The sequence below is a fragment of the Pseudomonas sp. LB3P58 genome, from assembly GCF_054897895.1.
Window position 1 is genome coordinate 343255 of the sequence record NZ_JBUBVE010000001.1, and the last position, 23169, is coordinate 366423.

Annotated in this window: 17 protein-coding genes; 13 read left to right on the plus strand and 4 right to left on the minus strand. The window is 57.8% G+C overall.

From position 1 onward, the window contains the following. The first annotated feature begins 71 nt into the window (after positions 1 to 71). The 5 genes from ACYZTZ_RS01555 to ACYZTZ_RS01575 all read left to right on the plus strand — a co-directional run bounded on the left by ACYZTZ_RS01555 (position 72) and on the right by ACYZTZ_RS01575 (position 3990). Positions 72 to 458, plus strand: coding sequence for a CidA/LrgA family protein (locus ACYZTZ_RS01555; RefSeq protein ID WP_415773277.1), 387 nt, complete (start codon positions 72 to 74; stop codon positions 456 to 458). After that, complete coding sequence (locus ACYZTZ_RS01560; RefSeq protein WP_461997000.1) at positions 448 to 1134, plus strand: LrgB family protein; 687 nt, start codon at positions 448 to 450, stop codon at positions 1132 to 1134. The genes ACYZTZ_RS01555 and ACYZTZ_RS01560 overlap by 11 nt, the downstream gene beginning before the upstream one ends. A gap of 147 nt (positions 1135 to 1281) precedes the next feature. Then, complete coding sequence (locus ACYZTZ_RS01565) at positions 1282 to 2064, plus strand: class II aldolase/adducin family protein (protein WP_046045897.1); 783 nt, start codon at positions 1282 to 1284, stop codon at positions 2062 to 2064. Next, positions 2064 to 2966, plus strand: a complete 903-nt coding sequence (locus tag ACYZTZ_RS01570; protein ID WP_461997001.1) for an alpha/beta fold hydrolase — start codon at positions 2064 to 2066, stop codon at positions 2964 to 2966. The genes ACYZTZ_RS01565 and ACYZTZ_RS01570 overlap by 1 nt, the downstream gene beginning before the upstream one ends. Before the next feature lie 112 nt (positions 2967 to 3078). Beyond that, positions 3079 to 3990 (plus strand): SDR family oxidoreductase, encoded by a 912-nt coding sequence (locus ACYZTZ_RS01575; RefSeq protein WP_046045899.1) that lies wholly within the window; start codon positions 3079 to 3081, stop codon positions 3988 to 3990. Positions 3991 to 4074: 84 nt separating this feature from the next. Here the strand turns inward: ACYZTZ_RS01575 and ACYZTZ_RS01580 are convergent, their stop codons facing one another. Next, entirely contained in the window at positions 4075 to 4341 is a 267-nt protein-coding gene (locus ACYZTZ_RS01580; RefSeq protein ID WP_461997002.1) for a bacteriocin immunity protein, read from the minus strand. Between the two features lies 1 nt (position 4342). Beyond that, positions 4343 to 6676, minus strand: coding sequence for an S-type pyocin domain-containing protein (locus ACYZTZ_RS01585; protein ID WP_461997003.1), 2334 nt, complete (start codon positions 6674 to 6676; stop codon positions 4343 to 4345). A 668-nt stretch (positions 6677 to 7344) separates the two neighbouring features. Here ACYZTZ_RS01585 and ACYZTZ_RS01590 point away from each other — a divergent pair. The 4 genes from ACYZTZ_RS01590 to ACYZTZ_RS01605 all read left to right on the plus strand — a co-directional run bounded on the left by ACYZTZ_RS01590 (position 7345) and on the right by ACYZTZ_RS01605 (position 16803). Continuing rightward, positions 7345 to 9138, plus strand: a complete 1794-nt coding sequence (locus tag ACYZTZ_RS01590) for a DUF1302 domain-containing protein (RefSeq protein WP_461997004.1) — start codon at positions 7345 to 7347, stop codon at positions 9136 to 9138. Positions 9139 to 9161: 23 nt separating this feature from the next. Further along, positions 9162 to 10529: a DUF1329 domain-containing protein gene (locus ACYZTZ_RS01595; protein ID WP_461997005.1), complete on the plus strand. Its 1368-nt coding sequence runs from the start codon at positions 9162 to 9164 to the stop codon at positions 10527 to 10529. Positions 10530 to 10669: 140 nt separating this feature from the next. Then, the gene (locus ACYZTZ_RS01600; RefSeq protein ID WP_461997006.1) at positions 10670 to 13219 is read left to right on the plus strand and encodes a LuxR C-terminal-related transcriptional regulator; all 2550 of its coding nucleotides are present in this window, start codon (positions 10670 to 10672) and stop codon (positions 13217 to 13219) included. Between the two features lie 155 nt (positions 13220 to 13374). After that, entirely contained in the window at positions 13375 to 16803 is a 3429-nt protein-coding gene (locus ACYZTZ_RS01605) for a dermonecrotic toxin domain-containing protein (RefSeq protein WP_462000632.1), read from the plus strand. Between the two features lie 44 nt (positions 16804 to 16847). Here the strand turns inward: ACYZTZ_RS01605 and ACYZTZ_RS01610 are convergent, their stop codons facing one another. Further along, positions 16848 to 17639: an IclR family transcriptional regulator gene (locus tag ACYZTZ_RS01610; protein WP_461997007.1), complete on the minus strand. Its 792-nt coding sequence runs from the start codon at positions 17637 to 17639 to the stop codon at positions 16848 to 16850. A gap of 164 nt (positions 17640 to 17803) precedes the next feature. Here ACYZTZ_RS01610 and hmgA point away from each other — a divergent pair, with 164 nt between their 5' ends. The 3 genes from hmgA to maiA are packed head-to-tail and all read left to right on the plus strand — an operon-like array spanning position 17804 to position 21064. Further along, complete coding sequence (gene hmgA / locus ACYZTZ_RS01615) at positions 17804 to 19108, plus strand: homogentisate 1,2-dioxygenase (protein WP_461997008.1); 1305 nt, start codon at positions 17804 to 17806, stop codon at positions 19106 to 19108. Positions 19109 to 19111: 3 nt separating this feature from the next. After that, entirely contained in the window at positions 19112 to 20416 is a 1305-nt protein-coding gene (gene fahA / locus ACYZTZ_RS01620; protein ID WP_461997009.1) for a fumarylacetoacetase, read from the plus strand. A gap of 12 nt (positions 20417 to 20428) precedes the next feature. Further along, a complete protein-coding gene (gene maiA / locus ACYZTZ_RS01625; RefSeq protein WP_461997010.1) occupies positions 20429 to 21064 on the plus strand; it encodes a maleylacetoacetate isomerase in 636 nt (211 codons plus the stop codon). Positions 21065 to 21161: 97 nt separating this feature from the next. Here maiA and ACYZTZ_RS01630 read toward each other — a convergent pair whose 3' ends face one another. Next, positions 21162 to 21965: a SirB1 family protein gene (locus ACYZTZ_RS01630; RefSeq protein WP_461997011.1), complete on the minus strand. Its 804-nt coding sequence runs from the start codon at positions 21963 to 21965 to the stop codon at positions 21162 to 21164. Positions 21966 to 22148: 183 nt separating this feature from the next. Here ACYZTZ_RS01630 and ACYZTZ_RS01635 point away from each other — a divergent pair, with 183 nt between their 5' ends. Next, positions 22149 to 23168 carry a Glu/Leu/Phe/Val dehydrogenase family protein gene (locus ACYZTZ_RS01635; protein ID WP_046045910.1) on the plus strand — a complete coding sequence of 340 codons (1020 nt, stop codon included), beginning with the start codon at positions 22149 to 22151 and terminating at the stop codon, positions 23166 to 23168. Position 23169: the final 1 nt, after the last annotated feature.

The following is a 23169-nucleotide window of genomic DNA, read 5'->3' on the forward strand; positions in this document are numbered from 1 at the left end:
TTCGAGTCTAACAATTCGCTTCGGGTATGGCAGCCCGCTCCTTAAAATGAGCACCTGTGAGGACCGAAGACATGAACGCATCAACCTTGAAAAGCCTGGCTCGACTGGCGGCCGAATTAGCCGTGCTGCTGGCCATCTATCTACTCGGCTGCCAGATGGCCGTGTGGTTTGCCTGGCCGATTCCCGGTGGTGTCATCGGCATGGTGCTGTTGCTGCTGGCGTTCGCTTTGGGTGTGGTCAAACCGGCAGCGCTACAAATGGGCGCCGGCCTGTTGATGGCCGAGATGCTGTTGTTCTTCATTCCGGCGCTCATGAGCCTGCTCGATTACGGCGGTCTGCTGCGCAGCGACGGTTGGCGAATTTTGCTGGTGATCGGCGTCAGCACGTTGATGGTGATGCTGGTGACCGCCTTCACCGTGGAACTGGTGGTGCGGTTGAGGAGGTCTCGTGAAGCTTGAACTGATGCCGATGTTCTGGCTGGCCTTCACGCTGCTGGCTTATTTATTCAGCCGCTGGATCTACCGTCGCACTGGGCGCTATGTACTGTCGCCACTGATTCTGGTCCCGGCTCTATTGTTGGCACTCGCCGTGCCGCTGCACACCGCGTATGCCGAATACTCGAGCAACACCCATTGGCTGATGCTGGTGCTGGGGCCGGTTACCGTCGCTTTCGCGGTACCGATCTGGCAGCAGCGGCAGATGCTGATGCGGCATTGGTCGGCGTTGTTGCTGGGGATGCTGGCGGGCAGCGTCGCGTCCATCGGCAGTTCGTTCGGGTTGGCCAAGGCGCTGGCGCTGGACAGTTCGGTGACGATGTCGCTGGTGCCGCGTTCGATCACCACGCCTTTTGCCATGCCGCTGGCCCATGACTTGGGCGGCGTACCGGAACTGACTGCAGTGTTTGTGATGTTCACCGGGGTGTTCGGGGCGATGCTCGGCGGCATTCTGCTCAAGTGGTTGCCCCTGCGCAGCGCCTTGGCTCGAGGGGCGTTGTTTGGTGTCGGCGCTCACGGTGCCGGGGTCAGTCGGGCACATGAAGTGGGGGGTGAAGAGGGCTCGGTGGCGGGGTTAGTCATGGTTCTGACGGGGCTGCTGAATCTGTTCGCCGCACCGTTGTTGGCGGCAGTACTTTGACATGGATCCACGTTCGTTGGCGTACTGACTCGCTAGGCCATCAAGCTGGCTGCCAATGCAACTACACGATCCCCGGGGCGTGACTAGACTGTTGTAACGTCGGTGAACAATAGAAACCCCAAGAATAAAAATTAGAGGTTCCTTGCCGTGAGCGTAGCCCCCGTCCAATCGCCACACAGTGTCAAAGACCAGGTCAGTGCCGCCGAGTGGCAGACCCGCGTCGACCTGGCCGCCTGCTATCGTCTGGTTGCCCTGCATGGCTGGGATGACCTGATTTTTACCCACATCTCGGCCAAGGTCCCCGGTACCGAAGACTTTCTGATCAACCCGTTCGGGCTGATGTTCCACGAGATTACCGCGTCCAGCCTGGTCAAGGTCGATCAGGCCGGCAACAAGCTGATGGACAGCCCTTACGAGATCAATCCGGCGGGTTACACCATCCACAGCGCGGTGCACGAGGTTCGTCACGACGTCGTCTGCGTGCTGCACACCCACACCGCTGCCGGTGTCGCCGTGTCGGCGCAGAAACAAGGCATTTTGCCGATCAGCCAACAATCGTTGTTTGTCCTGTCCAGCCTGGCTTATCACGCCTACGAAGGGGTTGCGCTTAACCATGAAGAGAAGGCGCGACTGCAAGCCGACCTCGGCGAAAACAATTTCCTGATGCTGCACAACCACGGCCTGCTGACCTGCGGCGCTACCATCGCCGATACGTTCCTGATGATGTTTACCTTCCAGCGCGCCTGCGATATCCAGGTGCTGGCGCAGAACGGTGGCGCCGAATTGATTGCCATCGAACCGCAGATTCTGGCGGGTGCCAAGGCGATGATCGCCGGCGTCACAAAAAGTGCTCAAGGGATGGGCGGCGCACTGGCCTGGCCAGCGCTGCTGCGCAAACTCGATAAACAAGACGCGGGTTATAAACTCTAATGGCACTCGCCGAGATCCCCCTGTGTGTCTGGCGCAAACGCGGCCAGACGTTCATCTTCCGTGGCCAGACCATCCGTTACTGGACTGCGGGGCAGGGTGAGCCACTGTTGCTCATTCATGGCTTCCCGACCGCCAGTTGGGACTGGCATTTCCTGTGGCAGCCGCTGACCCAGCGCTATCGGGTAATTGCCTGCGACATGCTCGGCTTCGGTGATTCCGCCAAACCGGTGGACCACGAATACAGCCTGTTGGAGCAGGCCGATCTGCTACAGGCTTTGCTGGCGCACGTGAAGGTCGAGCAGCCGGTGCACCTGTTGGCTCACGATTATGGCGACAGCGTGGCCCAGGAACTGTTGGCCCGGCATTACGAAGCGCGCATCCATATCGCCAGTTGTGTGTTCCTCAATGGCGGCCTCTTTCCCGAAACCCATCGCCCGATACTGATGCAAAAACTCCTGCTCAGCCCCTTGGGCTGGATGATCGGGCGAGCCTTTTCCCGTGACGGTCTGGTGAAGAGTTTCCGGCAGATCTTCGGTCCGCAAAGTCGCCCCACCGAGAGCGAGATGGATGATTTCTGGAGCTTGATCGAGAGCAATCAAGGGCCACGGATCATGCACAAATTGATCGCCTACATCCCTGAGCGACGTGCCCAGCGCGAGCGTTGGGTCAGCGCGATGCAGCGGGGTGAAGTACCGTTGCGGGTGATCGATGGTGAGGTCGATCCGATCTCCGGCGCGCACATGGTCCAGCGCTATCGGGAACTGATCCCGAACCCGGACACGGTCTTGTTGCCCGGAATTGGCCATTACCCTCAAACCGAGGCGCCGGGGCAGGTGCTCAAGCACTATCTGGAGTTTCGCGATCAGATGATCTCACCGCCGCGCAAGGCCGCCTGCTCCTGATTATCCCTCTGTCTTATCGCGCACCATTCAGCCTCACCCCAGTTCATTGTGACCCGCATCGCCGTGCCTGACACTCGGACTCATTGTCCCCTGGCCTGCTGGAGTCCCCCCAATGAATGAGTCTGTGCGCTTCGAAGATAAAGTCGTGATCATCACGGGGGCAGGCGGCGGCCTGGGCCGGGCCCACGCGCTGCTGTTCGCCAAACAGGGCGCCAAAGTGCTGGTCAACGACCTTGGCGGTTCGGCTCAGGGCGAAGGCGCAAACGCTTCGGCGGCCGACCGGGTGGTGGCCGAAATCCGCGAGGCCGGTGGCATCGCCGAGGCCAACCATGACTCCGTCACCGACGGCGACAAAATCGTTCAGAACGCCTTGGACACCTTCGGTCGTGTCGATGTAGTGGTCAACAACGCCGGGATCCTGCGGGACAAAACCTTCCACAAAATGGAAGACGGCGACTGGGACCTGGTTTACCGCGTCCACGTCGAAGGCGCCTACAAAGTTACCCGTGCCGCCTGGCCGCACCTGCGCGAGCAAAACTACGGCCGCATCATCTTCACCGCTTCGACGTCGGGCATTTACGGCAACTTCGGTCAGTCCAACTACGGCATGGCCAAACTCGGCCTTTACGGCCTGACCCGCACGCTGGCCATCGAAGGCCGCAAGAACAACATCCTGGTCAACGCCATCGCCCCCACCGGCGGCACTCGCATGACCGAAGGCCTGATCCCGCCGCAAGTCTTTGAACAACTCAAACCGGAACTGGTCAGCCCGCTGGTGGTGTACCTCGCCAGTGAGAACTGCCAGGAAACCTCCGGGCTGTTTGAAGTCGGTGGCGGCTGGATGGGCAAAGTGCGCTGGGAACGAAGCCTCGGCGCGGGGTTTGATCCTCGGGTTGGTTTCTCCCCCGAAGATGTGGCGGCGCATTGGCAACAGATCTGCGATTTTGAAGGCGCGGCGCACCCGCAGGACAACCTTGAAGCGCTGAAGGAAATGATGGCGAATTTGCAGAAGTATTCGATTTGATGGAAGCCAGCAAGGTCATCGTTCTTGACCTTGCTGGTTCTTGATAGTCGGAACTGAAGTCGAATGCTCGCTTCTTTATTTGGATTACTTTGTTTCAGTTTTGAAGTTAGGCTTTCCGTTGGCCGAACGCCATTGCTTTATTGCGTTTATTACACCGATCGGGCTGTCTTCAACACCCTCTCTGGGGTCATATAAAACGCCTGTGCCGTCGGGGTGTTCTGACGTGAGTACAATGTTTTCGACAATTGCATCATGCTCGGCTTCGGATGAGTAATTGCCCTCGAATAAACACTCGATGAGGTCTAAGTATTCGTCTTCTGTGTATTCTTCCAGTGTGCTACGAAGATTCATTTCATTCTCCTTTTATATTGGAGTGAATGCTGATATGCAGTTTTGGCGTCATCACCCGAAGGTTGTCCATGTCATAGACCTCGCCGCCTGCTCCGATGGGGTTGATGTGGTGGATTTCATACTTTATTCGCCTGCCCACTTGGTCCTGAGGAAGTGCGGCAGGAGCAAGTCGGTGTTTCATATCCATTTGTCTTAACTTTGTAAATTGGCTGCTCAATAATTCATCGTCGCCCATGGCCTTCCAAAATGCCCTACGAAACGCTTTAAAACTCGAAAACTCCCGTCCTCGAAATTTATCCGCAATCTGCATCGGAATCGGCGCTCCTTCTCCCGTCGAGGCTGCACCCAACCAGTTTCCGGAAACTGGTTGTCCGGCGCCACTGGCAACACCGGGATCCTGCCGCCGATCCCTGAGCATCGTGAACGTCGGAGGGATCCCGGACTCGATCGGAAAGACGGTGATGAAGCCACCAAATTCGTAGCGATCCAGCTCTGGAAACGGATCGATTCGCCCCGTGTCGGGGGTGACGGTAGCGCCTTCATAAATCGGCAGGTCAGTGTCGATCAGCGGAAATTCCGTTGAAGGATCCTGCGGTTCTACCAGCGGCGTCCAGGTGATGACGGGACCGTTGGAGACGGTGCTGCCGGAAACGTAGACATTCTTGCGCGCGTCAAAGTGAGCGAACCTTACCGGCACACTGGCGGGAACTGTCACACCGTCAGTGGCAACAACAACGATCTCTACCTTGTTGCCTATCGTCCTCGAGCCGAGTCTCACCGGCAGGTCGATTTCCCCTCCGACGGCTGCCAGTTCATACAGGTCGGCAGTTGAATCAGGAGCGAGTTCTGACAGCGGAACACTTACAGAGAAAAGATCACCGTTACCCAGCCTGGAGGGAGCCAATAGAGCGGCGAACCCGACCAGGACCGGCACTGCTACTGATGCGAGTGCTGCGATAACCGCGGCTACCGCTGCTCGTAACGCGGTCCTGAGCGCCAAGGACGTCGCTGGACTAACGCCGAATGTTCCGAGTGTGCCGGTAAACGTTGGGCCGAATGCCGCCATTGAACCGACATTGGCAAACGAGGGGCTTTGCCACCGAGCCTCTGTTTCCTCTCGCCATTGCGTCAGAAGGCGTGCTTGCTCGAGTTGACGTTGGGTCTCGGCCTCTGCCGCCAGAAGAGCCTGTTGCCGCTCGCGCTCTTGCGCCTGCTTTTCCTTCTGCTGCTGTATTTTCAGATTCGCCAGTTGAGCTTGACGTTGAGCCACGGCGGTAGCTGTATCAATGACTTTCCTGCGAGTCTCCAGACTCTGTCTTTCTGTTTGCAGTTGCTTTTGTATCTGCTCGATTCGCTGTTCCATTTCGGCTTGGAGACGAGCCTGCTCGGCTGCGAAATGCTGTGCGGCTGCTTCTGCATTAGCTTCAGCCTCGGCCAGCGCTGTTTTCAATGTAGCGATTCGTGCTTTTTCTTGAGCCTGATTCTGAGCCTGAAAATCAGCCAGCGCTTTAAGTTGTGCCTCTAGGTGTGCCTTTTCGGCAGCCATTCGAACTTGTTCTTGCTCTCGGCGTGCCGCGTCAGCGATTTCTTTCAGGCGCTGCTGTTCAGCTGCGATCCGGGCGCGCTCGGCAGCTACTCGTTGGGCTTCCGCCGCTGCCGCTTGCGCTTGATCATTGGCCTGAACGGCGGCCAGCCGATTGAGTACCTGCACTTGTTGCTGGTTCAGTATCTGAATGGACTGCGCCAGCAGCCAGGCCTCGTGAGCAGCACGGTATGAGGCCGTCCATGCTTGCATTGCAATACCACCGGGCATGACCCGTTGTCCCATGGTCGATGCCTTTTGATAGAACTCAATCAAGCTTCGGTTCAGCGGGTCACCGCCATAAAACTGATTGGCAAGAGCTGTTTTCTGATGGAAGTCAGCGGTCTTTCGACTCAAAAGAGTGTTGCGAACACCTAGTTCACGAATGATCGCGTCTGCAGGAGGAAGGGGATGAGTCGAACCTTCCAGTCTTGTGGCTGCTAGTTCTTGTTCGATGGTCTGTGGTAGTTGATTGATGCGGGTTTGATATTCCTGCGCAAGTGACTTTTTGGTGGCGTCTATCGTATGTGAGTTGGCAATAACAATATGGTGGGGGTCAAAGTTGTGGGGGCCAAACATGCCGCTATGGGGGATGGTCGATGAAGTTGCAGGTACGATCGGAACGTGTAACGGTGCAATTGCAGTCGTGTAAACAGCTTCGGTTAACTCCCATGTTGGAGGCTTTTGCATATTCATATCCTTTTGAATGTGCTTGTTGAATGATGGAGTAGTGGGGCATTGTTCGGTTGGCATCGACTTATTTTTTGCCGGCGAGTGGTCGATAGGTTTCAAGTTACAGCAAAGTTTTGGTTCATGATTCTGGTAAGGCTGTAAGTAAATGCGTATGGGTTTGAGTGAACTTTCGGCGGGTTAAAACGATCATGGGTAAATGCTTCTGTTCAAGAAGAAATTTCCCATGTCGTTTCCGGAAGTTTCTCGGAGGGGGGGCGTTCGGTTTTTCAACAGGCATAAAAAAGGCCGCTGCAAACGCAGCGGCCAAAGTAAGACGATTGATCAGGAGCTATAAATCAACGTCAGTGAACACGGGGCGATGAGTCGAAAATCTTCAATTCATCTGAAATCTGTCGCCAATGACGTGGACGGGGCACTCGCCATTGCTTCCTGCTTTCCGGCCGTTTGCCGTGAAAGCCCGGCAAGAATAAGGCCTTGAGCCAAAAGGAAAAATAGCGATTCATGACATGAACTGTTGCAGTATGAGTAACAGTGCTGACAGACCTCTCCCACACGCCATGCGCTGCGTTGATAACCCCCCATCCAGCCCATCCATAACCTGCGCAAAACGCCGTCCCATGCGGGGATTCATCCTTTGGAGGTACATCGCGAATACCTCCTTGGTGCGCTTATCGCTCCCAACGTGCGGCAGTAGGGTGGGGCCTTCTGTCACTCACCGGGGAAGACGCATGACAAAAACAACAATGCGCGCCATCTTCACGCCGCAAGCGCTCGCCGCTGCGGTTGCCTTGGGTTGCTGCGCCCAGGCGCAGGCTGTTTCATTCAACATCGGGGAAATCGAGGGGACCTTTGACTCTTCGCTGTCCGTCGGCGCGAGCTGGGGCATGCGCGATGCCGACAAATCTCTGGTGGGCATCGTCAATGGCGGGACCGGCCAGTCTTCGACCGGGGATGACGGGCGGCTGAACTTCAAAAAGGGCGAAACCTTCTCCAAGATCTTCAAGGGTATTCATGACCTCGAATTGAAGTACGGCGACACCGGTGTGTTCGTGCGTGGCAAGTACTGGTATGACTTCGAACTCAAGGACGAGGATCGTGAGTTCAAACCGATCAGTGACAGCGGTCGTAAGGAAGGCGCCAAGTCCTCCGGGGCGCAGTTGCTCGACGCCTTCGTCTATCATAACTATTCCATCGCCGAGCTGCCGGGCACTGTGCGCGCCGGTAAGCAGGTGGTGAGTTGGGGTGAAAGTACCTTCATCGGCAACTCGATCAACAGCATCAACCCGATCGACGTTTCAGCGTTCCGCCGTCCTGGCGCCGAAATCAAGGAAGGCCTGATTCCGGTGAACATGCTGTTCGCCTCCCAAAGCCTGACCGACCAACTCTCGGTGGAAGGTTTCTATCAACTGGAGTGGGACCAGACCGTCGTCGACAACTGCGGCACCTTCTTCGGCAACGACGTGGTGGCTGACGGCTGCAACAAGAATTACACGGTTGCCAGCCCGGCGATTGCACCGTTGCAACCGATCGCTGCAGCGTTTGGCCAAGGCTTCGAAGTCAGTCAGGAAGGGGTGATCGTACCGCGCGGTGGTGACCGCGACGCCCGCGACTCCGGGCAGTGGGGGACGGCGCTGCGCTGGCTCGGCGACGACACTGAGTACGGCCTGTACTTCATGAACTATCACAGCCGTAGCCCGACGGTCGGCACCACCACTGCCGGCCTGACAACGCTGGCACGGATCCCGGCCATCGTCGGTGCCGCCAACAGAATCGCGCCCGGTACCGGGTCTGCACTGGCTCAGAGTGTGATGCTCGGACGCGGCCAGTATTACCTTGAGTACCCGGAAGATATTCGTCTCTACGGCGCGAGCTTTTCCACCACCTTGCCTACCGGCACGGCGTGGACCGGCGAGATCAGCTATCGCCCCAACGCTCCGGTGCAAGTCAACACTAACGACCTGACCCTGGCCTTGCTTAACCCGATCGCAGGCGGCGCGGCATCACCTATCGCGACCACGCCAGGTGCCGACAACAAAGGCTACCGCCGCAAGGAAGTGACGCAGGTCCAGAGCACCCTGACGCACTTCTTTGACCAAGTGTTGGGTGCCCAACGGCTGACCCTGGTGGGCGAAGCGGCGGTGGTGCACGTCGGTGGCCTGGAGCCGCGAACCAAACTGCGTTACGGCCGTGACGCGGTCTATGGCCAGTACGGTTTTGGTGGCAATACCGACGGCTTCGTCACCTCGACCTCCTGGGGCTACCGCGCCCGGGCGATCCTCGATTACGCCAACGTCATCGGCGGGATCAACCTCAAACCCAACCTGTCCTGGTCCCACGACGTCGCCGGTTACGGCCCTAACGGGCTGTTCAACGAAGGCGCCAAGGCCGTCAGCGTCGGCGTCGATGCCGACTACCGCAACACCTATACCGCGAGCCTCAGTTACACCGATTTCTTCGGCGGTGACTACAACACCCTGGAAGACCGCGACTTCCTGGCGCTGAGCTTCGGCGTGAACTTCTGATCTGGCTGAGAAGGATGATTTTAATGCGCAAGATGATTCTGCAATGCGGCGCCCTGGCCTTGAGTCTGCTGGCTGCCAACGTGATGGCGGCGGTCTCGCCTGAAGAAGCCAACAAGCTTGGCACCAGCCTCACGCCGCTGGGTGCCGAGAAGGCCGGCAACGCTGATGGCTCGATCCCGGCCTGGACCGGCGGTATCCCGAAAAACGCCGGCGCGGTGGACAGCAAGGGTTTCCTGGCTGACCCGTTCGCCAGCGAAAAACCACTGTTTATCATCACCGCCGCGACGGTCGACAAGTACAAAGACAAGTTGTCGGAAGGTCAGGTGGCGATGTTCAAGCGCTACCCGGACACCTACAAGATCCCGGTCTACCCGACCCACCGCACCGTGGCCGTACCCCCGGAGATTTACGAGTCGGCCAAACGCAGCGCACTGAACGTGAACAGCATCAACGACGGTAACGGCCTGGCCAACTTCACCGGTAACCGTTACTACGCCTTCCCGATTCCGAAGACCGGCGTCGAGGTGCTGTGGAACCACATCACCCGCTATCACGGCGGCAACCTGCGCCGCATCATCACTCAGGTGACCCCGCAAACGAACGGCAGCTACACGCCGATCCGCTTTGAGGAAGAGATCGCCGTACCGCAACTGATGAAGGAACTGGACCCGGAAAAAGCCGCCAATGTGCTGACTTTCTTCAAGCAATCGGTGACGGCACCTGCGCGTCTGGCGGGTAACGTGCTGCTGGTTCACGAAACTCTCGATCAGGTGAAAGAGCCGCGTCTGGCGTGGATTTACAACGCCGGCCAGCGCCGTGTGCGTCGCGCACCGCAAGTGGCTTATGACGGGCCGGGTACTGCCGCTGACGGCCTGCGCACGTCCGACAACTTCGACATGTTCTCCGGTGCACCGGATCGCTACGACTGGAAACTGGTCGGCAAGAAGGAAATGTACATCCCTTACAACAGCTACAAACTCGACTCACCGAGTCTCAAGTACGACGACATCGTCAAGGCCGGGCACATCAACCAGGACCTGACCCGTTATGAGTTGCACCGGGTCTGGGAAATTATCGGTACGGTCAAGCCGAGCGAGCGACACATCTACGCCAAACGCCACATGTACCTCGACGAAGACAGCTGGCAAGTAGCGCTGGCAGACCATTACGACGGTCGCGGTCAGCTGTGGCGAGTGGCCGAGGGACACGCTCAGTACTACTACGATCACCAGACTCCGGCCTACACCCTCGAAGCGCTCTACGACATCATTGCCGGCCGATACATTGCCCTGGGAATGAAGAACGAAGAGAAGCACAGTTTCGAATTCGGCTTCGAAGCCAAGGCTGCCGACTACACGCCATCGGCCTTGCGCGCCGAGGGCGTTCGGTAAGGGTTTTGATACATCGACAGTACAAAAGGCGACCGGGTGGTCGCCTTTTTTATGGCTGCCAATCAGCGTGCTGAATACTTCTCAACAAGCGGGTTCGAGAGGGCTAGGGTTGCCGGACAATTATAAAAAGGCACGCCGCAATGACCGCCATGATCCCGTGTCTGGACCGTTCTGGATTCCTGCCCCGTCTGTCCACTCACCACCAGTCACGGGCTCGCTTGACCGAGCCGTTACTGGCCTCCACGGCCCGGGTGAAATTAATCTGCGCGCCGGCCGGCAGTGGCAAGACAGCGCTGCTCGCCGAATGCCTGTTGCAGGCACCAACCCAGTGCCGTGTGTTCTGGTTGCCATTGTCTGGCGGGGTGTTGAGCGCGGTGGATTTTCGTCATCGTCTGACAGAAACGCTGGGGTTGGCTTCGTCGAGCGAATCCGAGTTGCTGGGGTATCTGTCACGATTGCAGACGCCAACCTGGCTGTTTCTCGATGACTATTGCCGCGTCCCGAACCCCGAGTTGGACTTGGTGCTGGATCGCATGCTGGCGGTGAGTAGCCCGATGTTGACCTGGTGGCTGGGCGCTCGCCGCCGGCCGCCCTGCAACTGGCCAAGGTTGCTGCTCGACGATGAGTTGTACGAGTGCGAAAGCACTTCGCTGGCTTTCACGCCAGGTGAAGTCGAGCAGATATTGCAGCCCTGGGTACCGGAGCAGGCCAGCAAGGTGGCCAGTCGGATCATCCAGCGCACCGGCGGCTGGTGTGCCGGTGTGCGGATTGCATTGCTGCACAAGTGCGACTGGTTGCGTCAGGACAAAACCCTGGGACGGGCGGACACCTTGCTCGATTACCTGGAGCATGAGTTGTTCAGCTCGCTGACGCCTGAGTTGAGCGAGGCCTGGCGCGTGCTGGCGCACTTGCCCCGCTTCAATGCCCGGCTGTGCGATCACCTGTTCGGGGCCGGAGAGGGCGCTCAGTACTTGCGGACCTTGCAAGCGCTGGGCTGTTTTATCGAACCTTGGGGGGACTCCACCGATTGGCTGCAGATATTCACCCCGTTCACGCAGTTGTTGCGCGATGAGCAATGGCCGGCGGGACGCTCCTGGCATCGGCGTGCCTGCCAATGGTTCTGTGCCGAACAGGACTGGAAATCGGGCTTCGAACAGGCATTGCTCGCCGAGGAATACGAAGTGGCGGTCAGCCTGTTGCAGCACTTCAGTTTTGAGCATTTGTTCGAGGAGCAAACGGTGGTGCTGTTGTTGCGTTTGCATGAGCAGCAAGGCGAGGAACTGACGCTGGGCAGCCCGCAATTGGTCGGATTGATTACAGCTGCGCTGTTATTCGCCGGACGTTTCGAACAGGCGACTGCCTGTATTGCTCATTTGGCGCATTTTACGCCTCAACCGTCGGCGGTGCTTCAGCGTCAACTGATTGCACGTTGGCAGGCCCTGCAGGGTTGGTTACTGCATTTACAGGGACGAATGGAGGCTTCGCGCGCGCACTTTCTTGACGCGTTGAACGCGCTCGATCCCGAATGCTGGACGGCGCGCCTGATGTGTTTGTCCGGTTTGACGCAACAGGCATTGCTAAGGGGCGAACTCGACGTGGCGCAAGCCCACAACCGCGAGGCGCTGTGCCTGGCGCGGGCGCAAGGTTCGCTGGTGTTCGAGGGCCTGATGGAGCTCGATCATGCGCAATGGCTGGAGCAGCGTGGCGCCCCGGCTCGCGCCGAGAGTCTGCTCTGCGACATCGATGAACTGCTCCGTCAGCGTTCGGACCGACCTGCACCCTTGCTGGGACGAATTGCGTTGCGGCGTGGGCGGTTGGCCTTGTGTATGGGCGCAGACGAGCGCGCTGCCGAGTTCTTTCAGGCGGGCCTGGACGATTGCTTGCGCAACCACGACAAGCGCGTGTTGTATGGGTTTCTGGGTCAGGCCCAATTGGCTGCGAACCAGGGCGATTACGCCCAGGCATTCGTCCGGTTGCGCGACGCGGAGCGGCTGATGCAACAACGGCATATTCCAGACACCGTCTACCGCGGCGTTCTGCTGCAAGTCAGCAGCCAGCTCTGGTTGCAACAAGGCCGTCCGGAACTGGCACATGAGGCCCTGACCCGCGTGCTGCGCCACTATCGCGGGCCGAATGCTCGGCAGGCGCCGCCGGCGACGCTGGAGCTCATTGCGCGAATCGAATACTTGCTGGTCCTGGCCGATACCCAAATGCACGTGGCGATCGAACCTTTGGCGCAGCTTCACGGGGCGCTGGTCGTTGCGCACGAACGCGGCATGTTGAATCTGGAAACAGAACTGCAACTGATGATTGCGCAAGTGGCTTGGCTCACCGGCGACAGTGCACAGGCACAAAGTGCCATGCAGCGGGGCCAGGCGTTGGCGGAGCGCGGTCATCTACAGTTTGCGCTGCGTGAATTGAGTTTGCGCCAGCCCGATTTGTACAGTTGTGCGGGGCGGGTAGATCCAGGGGAAAAGGCTGAGGCGGTGATTGCGGAGGGCCCTCTGAGTCGACGGGAACTTGAAGTGCTCACTTTGATTGCGCAGGGTAATTCCAATCAACAGATTGCCGAGCAACTTTATATTTCCGTTCATACGGTAAAAACCCATGCGCGTCGTATTCATGGGAAGTTAGGTGTTGAGCGTAGAACGCAGGCGGTGGCCAGGGCTAAGTTGTTGAAGTTGTGTTAGGTGAAATAAGGGGTGTGCGTGCGGTGTTAAATTTATTGAAATAAACATCGTATGTTCGATTGAGGATTATTCTTTTAGAGTTTGGTTTAAGTTCCCGAGTAAATAAAAATTATTTACCGCTTAGCTCAAAATAAAGGATGAATCAATTGGACAAGATGTTCACGAGCCTGATGCTCGATAGCCTGCGCCAACGCGTCGATAGTGCAACTGAATTTAAGAAGGCTAACTTGGCAGGTCAACAACTGTTGGCGGTGCTGAAGGCGATTCCTTCGTTCAAGGACATGGCGCGAAATCGATTGGTTGAAAAACTTCGGGAGGACCATCCGGGTGTTGAACTCGATAAAGTTTTTGTGAATAGAGGCAGCTACGCGGAAAATCTTGAAAGTCGACCGGCAGGTTCGTTGCTGGAGGTCCACTTCGAATGCCTGTCACGTAATCTGTCTCCCAACTACGTGGTCGGTTCTGATGGTGTGTATGACCGCCCGAACACGACCGACAGCCAATTCAAAGTTCCTGGGCTGGATATCTATCAGGTTGAGCGCCTTCTCGAGAATGCCCGCCAAAATCTGAGCTGGAAGCATCGCAATAGTCTTGACCAGTATTGGAAGGCTGCGGCCAGTGGACAAGTCGATGGAAACCCTTCATCTACCCACAAGGATGTTCTGCAGCAATCGATAGCAAGGACGCTGATGGCGGAGCTTTCCTTGAGTGTTATCGGTGGGCGGCTTGAGCCTCACCAAGGCGAGCGGGTTGCAGATATTTTACTGTCGGGTCATGGCGGGTCACTGTACCAAGTGGTGATTAATAATGTGGGCCAGTTCCCTGTTCGCCTTCCCTCGGGATTTGTCGTGGACATGTCTGGTTTGGGTAATGCTGAGTTGTTACTGAACAATGATCATTACGGGTGCGTGCTGTATACCCCCGACCGAGGGTTCGAGTTTTTCCTGAGCAGCAATGACGTACAGGCAGCGTTGTGCAGTCGTCTGTCGATATCCGGGGGCGAAATTTCTTACCCGGGCCTGCAGGAAAGTGCCTTTCAGTATTGCGCCGGTTCGCGAATCAAACACCAGAAAGATGAAGTGTCGAAGCTGTTGGAGAAAAGCGATAACAGCGGCGTGGGACTCTTCGCCTCTCTGGAAAATGTTCAGCAACTTGGCGCACTTCGACACCACTGGCGGGAGAGTTTTGAAGCGTTGCAAGCCGCTGTTAAACGCACTGAGTGGCCCAACTGGTTGAAGGGTGCACCTCCATCGGTACAGGAGCGCTATTCGGAACTTGAATACTCGATGGTCAAGTACGAGTCTGACTTTAACGCCACATTCAATGGGTATTTTTCTTTACGGGAGTATACCCGACGGCAAGTTGCCGATTGGACCCGGAGTGCCCTCGGTATCGAATTGGATTCCGAGAGCATTCGGGTGCGCAGTGTCTATGAAATCAAGGTCGGTGGACGGACTATCCGTCAAGAGGACAGCTACACCTTGACCGAGTTCGTGACGATTGGCTTGCATGATTCCGGTCATCGCGCCCGGTTGGTGCTTGAGGGCGGCGAGGCCTTCGGTCTGACCATCGCGAAGCTCGAGAGCTGGCTGCAAAATATTGATGTGCGAGCAGACTTTGTGAATGCTCAGCCGGCCAACCCGCCTCAGCCTTACCGCGAAGCGTTGAACAATAAAATGTTCAGTCAGGTGGAGTTTGCCTTATGGGTTGCTCGCCATTCCGGTCGCTTCAGCAGCGAGGATTTCAATCTCGTCAATCGGGCAATGGCCGGCGACTCGGCGGTATTGATCAATGGTGTGAGTATTACGGATTCAACTCAGCCGTTGAAGGACGTGCTGGTGTTCCATGGACGTCAGGGGGCGCTGGGGCCGCAGCAGGTTTTTCTGAGAAACCCTCATGGTCACTATGAGTTTCTGCGCTTCGGCAGCTTTTCTGAATTTGCAGATCAACTCAAATTCTGGATGAGAGGTGATCCTGTTTATGCTGCGTCGCTGATTAACCCCAGTGACCTGCCAGCCATCGGTAAAAAGGTAGGGGTGAAGGATAACTGGCTGTGGGAGTATTATGGATTTCGTGTCGCTGCGGTGGTACTGAGTCGCAGCCCGAATGAACCGCTGGCCGGTCTGGTGCAGGTGAATTACCGGTGGACGTTAGCAGAAATAAATTTGGTGGCACCTCCGAATTATCGACGTGTCCCGCAATCCCTGCGTCAGACGTACGCTCGGCTCAATACAGAACTCAAGGCGTTGTATACGGTCGAGTTCCGTGACACCGGATTCCCATCCTTTGAGGTCTTCGCTCGCAAACTTATTAAACAGCGGGTAGAACAGGTACTTCGAGAACGAGGGAGCGCTGTCGATGTAGATCCGGATCTTGTTTATGTACAGATCAGTCCTCAAGAGGATATGACCCTGTCGCAACTGATTATCAGTGAGCGTAGCTTTGACGCCAACAACAGTCCGCGTCCGGATCCTCGGGACTATCCGCGATTCCACTGGTCAACGGCTCACCCACCACTGGATAAATTGTCGATCCGGGATATTTCCGGTTGGTCGAAAACACTTCGTCCGGGAGAGAAATATATTGAGTTGATAGAGTCTGATTATTTGCCGTCAAATCATCAGCTGTATACGTTTAAGCGAGAGGTTAACTTTAAGAAATTGCAGGGTGAGATGTATCAGGCGTTACTCTCTCAATATTTTGACGCTGGTTTGAATAATGAACAGTTGAATAGTTTGGAGCGCATCATTGTCGGATTGAGAACTCCTGAGGAGTACCGCGGTTCGGAGCCCGTTGTCAATACTGAAAGTGTTTACTATTTTACGTTGAAGAGTATCCGTAAAGTTGAGGGTGTTTATATTTTCCGAGCTGTCACAAGCAAGGGGGTTGAAGACTTCATTTACACTCCGCATGCACCAGATCATGTCGCATTTCGTAGCGTAAATAAGTTTGTAGGGTCTATTCGAGATCGCCAGGGGCCGCTCAGGGATTACTACATCAAGCGGATAAGCTTTCTCGATAAGAAGGTCATTAACGATTATTTCGATGAGCTTGATGCGAATCTTGATACCGTAGCGCCACCGAAGCCTCTGATCAATACTCGCGTCAGGGATTTGCGAATGTCCTACGGAATTCACGTCAGGCGGGTTATCGCGGACGTGGACGCCCAAACTACCAGTCTTGCTGAAATTATCGGAGGCCTGGTTTACGAAAACGTGATGTTGGCGGCCACTGTTATCAGTATTGTCATTCCTCCCGTTGGCCTCGCGGTAACGGCGATCGAAGTCGCTAAAAACATCTACGACGGCATCAAGGCTCAACACTACGGTGACAACGAGGCCGCGTTTACCCATTTCAAGGATGCCCTGATCGGGCTGGTCGGTCTGGCTGGGGTGGGGCAGGGAGTCGAGAGCGTGACCAAGGCGCAGAAGACGCTCATTCAACTGGTGGGTGATGCCAATACCGTGGTGGGGCTGATGTCCACGGCGCTGGATCAGAAGCTCGGCCATGAACGTCTGATCGAGATCTTCCAGCAAGTGCTCGACGAACCTGACGTTAGCACCAGTAAAACCATAGTGATTTGACGGGCAGTTAACATTCGCCTGGCAGTTATGCCGTCAGCGGAAGCTCAAATCGAGCTGGCGGGCTCAAACCCCATCCGCCAACTCACGGCCCGCGTCGCAGCCAACAACCGCTGCGCCGCCGGGCCGTTTTCGTCGGCGTGAAACAACGACGTCGGGCCGACAATGGTCATCACCGCCGCAACATGCCCGACAGCGTTGAACACCGGTGCCGACAAGGCGTCCACGCCCGGCATCAGCAAACCATGCACATGATGCAGACCGCGTTCGCGGATCTGTTCGCACAACGCTTTATAGGCCTGATCGTCCGCCAGCGCATGTGAAGCGCTGCTTTGCAGTTCCTGCTCGCGCAAATCGACGGTTTCACGCTTCGGCAGATAGGCGCCGAACACCAGCCCCGTGGACGAACTGAGCAACGGCAATACCGAACCCAGCTGAGTCACCACCGTCACCGCGCGCACCGCCGGTTCGATATGCACCACGGTCGCACCCTGATTGCCCCACACCGCTATAAAGCAGGTTTCATTCAGATCGTCACGCAACTCGGCCAGGGGCAGGGCGCCGACTTTCAGCACGTCCATACTGTTGAGTGCGGCGAGACCGACGCGCAAGGCTTCGCGGCCCAGACCGTAATGGTTGGTGGCGGCATTCTGTTCAGCAAAACCGCTGGCAATCAGCGCCTGCAAATAGCGGTGAACCTTGCTCGCCGGCATCTGTACGTGTTCGGCCAGGCGCGACAGTGAAGTCGATGGCGACAGCTCGGCAAGCGCCTTGAGGATGTCGGTGCCGACCTCGGCCGAGCGGACTTTCTGTTTATCGTTGCTGCGCGGCGTTTCCATGGAGGCGGTCTGATCCCGGGACGAATGGGCGTCTTTATAGCTTGACGGTCAATACCAATCAAATTACGTTAAGCGTAATCGAATTACGATAAAAATAACCCGGGCGTGCCGAGACCTCTTCAATGGAGCAACGGGCCATGCCTACTCCCTGTTCAGGAGGCTCCATGAACCTCGATTCAACGGCGCCCGAGCTGGCTTATCAGTCCGGCTTCGGCAACGAATTCAGCAGTGAAGCGTTGCCCGGCGCACTGCCTGTCGGCCAGAACTCCCCGCAAAAAGCCCCGTACGGTCTCTACACCGAATTGTTCTCCGGCACTGCGTTCACCATGGCTCGCAGTGAAGCGCGGCGCACCTGGATGTACCGCATTCAGCCGTCGGCCAATCACCCTGCGTTCGTCAAACTGGATCGGCAACTGGCCGGCGGCCCGTTGGGTGAAGTGACCCCCAATCGCCTGCGCTGGAATCCGTTGGACATCCCGGCCGAGCCAACCGATTTCATCGACGGGCTGGTGAGCATGGCCGCCAACTCGGGCGCAGAAAAACCGGCCGGGATCAGCATCTACAGCTACCGCGCCAACCGCTCCATGGAGCGCGTGTTTTTCAACGCCGATGGCGAACTGCTGCTGGTGCCTGAACTGGGACGTCTGCGCATCGCGACTGAACTGGGTGTGCTGGAACTGGAACCGCTGGAAATCGCCGTGCTGCCACGCGGTCTGAAATTTCGTGTCGAACTGCTCGACCCGCAAGCTCGCGGCTACATCGCCGAGAACCACGGCGCGCCGCTGCGCCTGCCTGACCTCGGGCCGATCGGCAGCAATGGTCTGGCCAACGCACGGGACTTCCTGACGCCGGTCGCTCATTACGAAAACCTCAAGCAACCGACCACCCTGGTGCAGAAATTTCTTGGCCAGTTGTGGGGCTGCGAGCTCGATCATTCGCCGCTGAACGTGGTCGCTTGGCACGGCAATAACGTGCCGTACAAATATGACCTGCGCCGTTTCAACACCATCGGCACGGTCAGTTTCGATCACCCGGATCCATCAATCTTCACCGTCCTGACGTCGCCGACCAGCGTCCACGGTCTGGCCAATCTCGACTTCGTGATCTTCCCGCCACGCTGGATGGTGGCCGAGAAAACCTTCCGCCCACCGTGGTTCCATCGCAACCTGATGAACGAATTCATGGGCCTGATCAAGGGCGAGTACGACGCCAAGGCCGAAGGCTTTGTGCCCGGCGGTGCGTCCTTGCACAGTTGCATGAGCGCCCACGGGCCGGATGGTGAAACCTGCACCAAGGCGATCAACGCCGAACTCGCGCCAGCGAAAATCGACAACACCATGGCCTTCATGTTCGAGACCAGCCAGGTGCTGCGCCCGAGCCGATTCGCGCTGGATTGCCCGCAACTACAAAACAACTACGATGCCTGTTGGGCCACGCTGCCCGCCACTTTCGACCCGACCCGGAGATAACCCATGACTCAGACTTCCATCACTCGTAGCTGGGTTGCCTCCGCCAACGGCCATGCTGATTTCCCTCTGCAGAACCTGCCGCTGGGCGTGTTCAGCGTGAAGGGTTCGGCACCGCGCAGTGGCGTAGCCATTGGCGAACATATCTTTGACCTGGAAGCTGCACTGGACGCCGGGCTGTTCGATGGCGTCGCAAAAACTGCAGTTGAAGCCACCCGTGGCGGCCAGTTGAACGCGTTCTTCGAACTGGGTCGTGACGCTCGCGTTGCCCTGCGCGAACGCCTGCTGGAATTGTTCAAAGAAGGCAGCACCCTGCACGGCAAGATCGAAGCCCAAGGCGCAAAACTGCTGCCACTGGCGGCGAATTGCGAGATGCACCTGCCGGCGAAAATCAACGACTACACCGACTTCTACGTCGGCATCGAGCACGCGCAGAACGTCGGCAAACTGTTCCGTCCCGACAACCCGTTGCTGCCGAACTACAAATACGTGCCGATCGGTTATCACGGCCGCGCTTCGACCATTCGCCCGTCGGGCACCGATGTTCGCCGTCCGAAAGGCCAGACCCTGCCAGCCGGTCAGACCGAGCCGACGTTTGGTCCATGTGCACGTCTGGATTACGAACTGGAGCTGGGCATCTGGATCGGTCAGGGCAACGAGATGGGCGACTCGATCGCCATCGGTGACGCCGCCGATCACATCGCCGGTTTCTGCCTGCTCAACGACTGGTCGGCGCGGGACATTCAGGCTTGGGAATACCAGCCGCTGGGACCATTCCTGTCGAAGAGTTTCATCACCAGCATCTCGCCATGGGTGGTGACGGCCGAAGCGCTGGAACCGTTCCGTCGTGCTCAGCCGGGACGTCCGGAAGGTGATCCACAGCCGCTGCCGTACCTGTTCGACAAGCGTGATCAGGCCGCCGGCGCCTTCGACATCGAACTGGAAGTGTTGCTGCTCACCGAAGGCCTGCGCGAGCAAAAACTGCCGGCCCATCGCCTGACCCTGAGCAACACCAAACATATGTACTGGACCGTGGCGCAATTGGTCGCGCACCACAGCGTCAACGGCTGCCAGTTGCAGGCCGGCGACCTGTTCGGTTCGGGCACCTTGTCGGGGCCTGAGAATGGTCAGTTCGGTAGCCTGCTGGAAATCACTGAGGGCGGTAAAAAGCCGATCGAACTTGCGTCTGGTGAGGTACGGAAATTCCTTGAGGACGGCGACGAAATCATCCTGCGCGCACGTTGCAGCCGTGACGGTTTTGCCTCCATCGGCTTCGGCGAATGCCGTGGCAAAGTGTTGCCGGCGCGCTAAGAGGATCGGGTCATGGAACTCTATACCTACTACCGTTCGACTTCGTCCTATCGGGTGCGCATTGCGTTGGCGCTCAAGGGGCTGGATTACCAGGCGCTGCCGATCAATCTGATCGCACCGCCCGGTGGCGAACATCGACAGCCGCCGTATCTGAGCATTAATCCGCAAGGCCGAGTGCCGGCCTTGCGCACTGACGAAGGTGAGCTGTTGATCCAGTCGCCGGCGATCATCGAATACCTGGAGGAACGTTATCCACAGGTGCCGCTGCTCTCCAAAGACTTCGCCGCTCGCGCCCATGAGCGGGGTGTGGCGGCGCTGATTGGTTGCGACGTGCATCCGCTGCACAACGTCAGCGTGCTCAACAAGCTGCGGCAGTTGGGGCACGATGAACCGCAAGTGGTGGAGTGGATCGGGCACTGGATCAGCCAAGGATTGGCGACGGTGGAGCAGTTGATCGGCGATGAGGGTTATTGCTTTGGTCCGACGCCTGGGCTGGCGGATGTTTACCTGATCCCGCAGCTGTACGCGGCCGAGCGCTTCAGCATTTCACTTGAGGCGTATCCGCGGATTCGTCGAGTGGCGGCGTTGGCGGCGACGCATCCGGCGTTTATCCAGGCGCATCCGGCGAATCAGCCAGACACCCCTTAAGTCAGAAACAAGATCAAAAGATCGCAGCCTTCGGCAGCTCCTACATTGGGATGGTGTACACCCTGTAGGAGCTGCCGAAGGCTGCGATCTTTTGCTTTTAATGGACGATTGAGTTAGGCGGCAGGTGCCCTAATCGTTCAGTCAGGCGAATCCGCTGAATCGGGTCGTCACTGAGCAGCAGGGCATGCTCCAGGTCAAAGCGCTCGGCGTTCGGGCAATCCAGTCGTTGATAGAGGCTGGCCCGGGCCAGGTAGTCGGAGGCGCTGGCGTTGCCCAGTTCCAGCACTCGTTCGGCGTCGATCAGGGCGCCGATGTAGTCATCGTTGGAAAGGTGTAACTGACGCAGGTTGCGCGACAGCCGCTGGAGCATTTGCACCGGCTCGGCCGTGAGCAAATGTTCGGCGCCGAGCTTCATGTTCGGGCCGTACTGGCGTTGCAGCAGTTCCCGGCAGTCGTTGGGGTACAACCGACGCCCGCCGCATGGGTCGAGCAGGTGATCGGCGCCCGGTACCCGCAGCAGGAAATGCCCGGGGAAGTTGACGCCAACCATGGGGATTTCCAGACCTTTGGCCAGTTCCAGGGCAATCAATCCCAGACTCAGTGGCTGCCCACGTTTGCGTTCCAGCACCTTATTGACCAGCGCGACTTGCGGACGCAATGGCGTGGAGTCGTCCTGAGCGAATCCCAGGTCATTCATACGCCGTAACAACGGTTGGGCCAATTCGCTGACCGGCAACATCGGCAAGCCGTAACTGACCCGTTGTTGCAGGTCCTTGAAATCTTGCAGCACCGCCTCGGGATTGACCTCACTGTCGTGTTCGGCGGCAATCCACAGCGCCGCCTCGAACAGCGCGGGCGGTGAACGTTGCAGACAGTCGAAAAAACGTTGGCGGGGGGTCATCAAAATCTCCGGGTAATGCCTCGTTTTAGCCCCGTCTCCGCCATTCGTCCAGTGCCGAACATAGGTGGTTGCAGGTTATGTCCGAAAGTCTGCATGGCGGCGGTGCTTATTCCGGTGCGCTTCTGCAATTTTCGGGCGCAAGCCTATACTGGCGACTACAAGAAGCAATTCGGGAGCCCTACGATGTTCGCTCTCATGCAAAGCACTCGCCTTGAATCGCTGCATCTGAGCGTCGACTCGGTCACCGGGTTGAAGGCGGTCATTGCCATTCATAACAGCCGTCTGGGGCCTGCCCTGGGTGGGTGTCGTTACCTTGCCTATCCCAGCGACGAATCTGCCGTCGAGGATGCGGTGCGCCTTGCTCAAGGCATGAGTTACAAGGCGGCGTTGGCCGGCCTGGCTCAGGGCGGCGGCGTTGCAGTGATTGTTCGCCCGGTTCATGTGGAAAACCGCGCCGCGCTATTCGAAGCCTTCGGGCGTTGCATCAATCAGCTTGACGGGCGCTACATCACCGCCATCGACAGTGGCACCTCCGTGGCGGACATGGATTGCATCGCCCAACAGACCCAGCACGTCACCAGCACCACCTCGGCGGGCGACCCTGCACCGCACGCGGCGATGGGCGTGTTCACCGGCATTCGTGCCACCGCCATGGCCCGACTGGGCAGCGATAACCTCGAAGGCCTGCGAGTGGCGATTCAAGGGCTCGGCAACGTTGGCTATGCCCTCGCCGAACAACTGCACGCCGCCGGTGCCGAGCTGCTGGTCAGCGACATCGATCACGGCAAGGTCCAACTGGCGATGGAGCAACTCGGCGCTCACCCGATCGCCAACGAAGCGCTGCTCAGCACCCCTTGCGACATTCTCGCGCCCTGCGGCCTCGGTGGCGTGCTCAACAGCCACAGCGTGACGCAACTGCGCTGCGCGGCGGTGGCAGGTTCGGCGAACAACCAACTGACCCATCTGGAAGTCGCCGATCAACTGGAACGGCGGGGCATTCTGTATGCGCCGGACTACGTGATCAATTCCGGCGGGCTGATCTACGTGTCGCTCAAACACCGCGGCGAAGAGCTGTCGACCATCACCGCACACCTGTCGAAAATCAGCTCACGGCTGACCGAAGTCTTCGCCCATGCCCAAGCGGAAAAACGCTCGCCGGCCCGAGTGGCTGACGAATTGGCGGAGAAAGTGCTGTATCGATGAG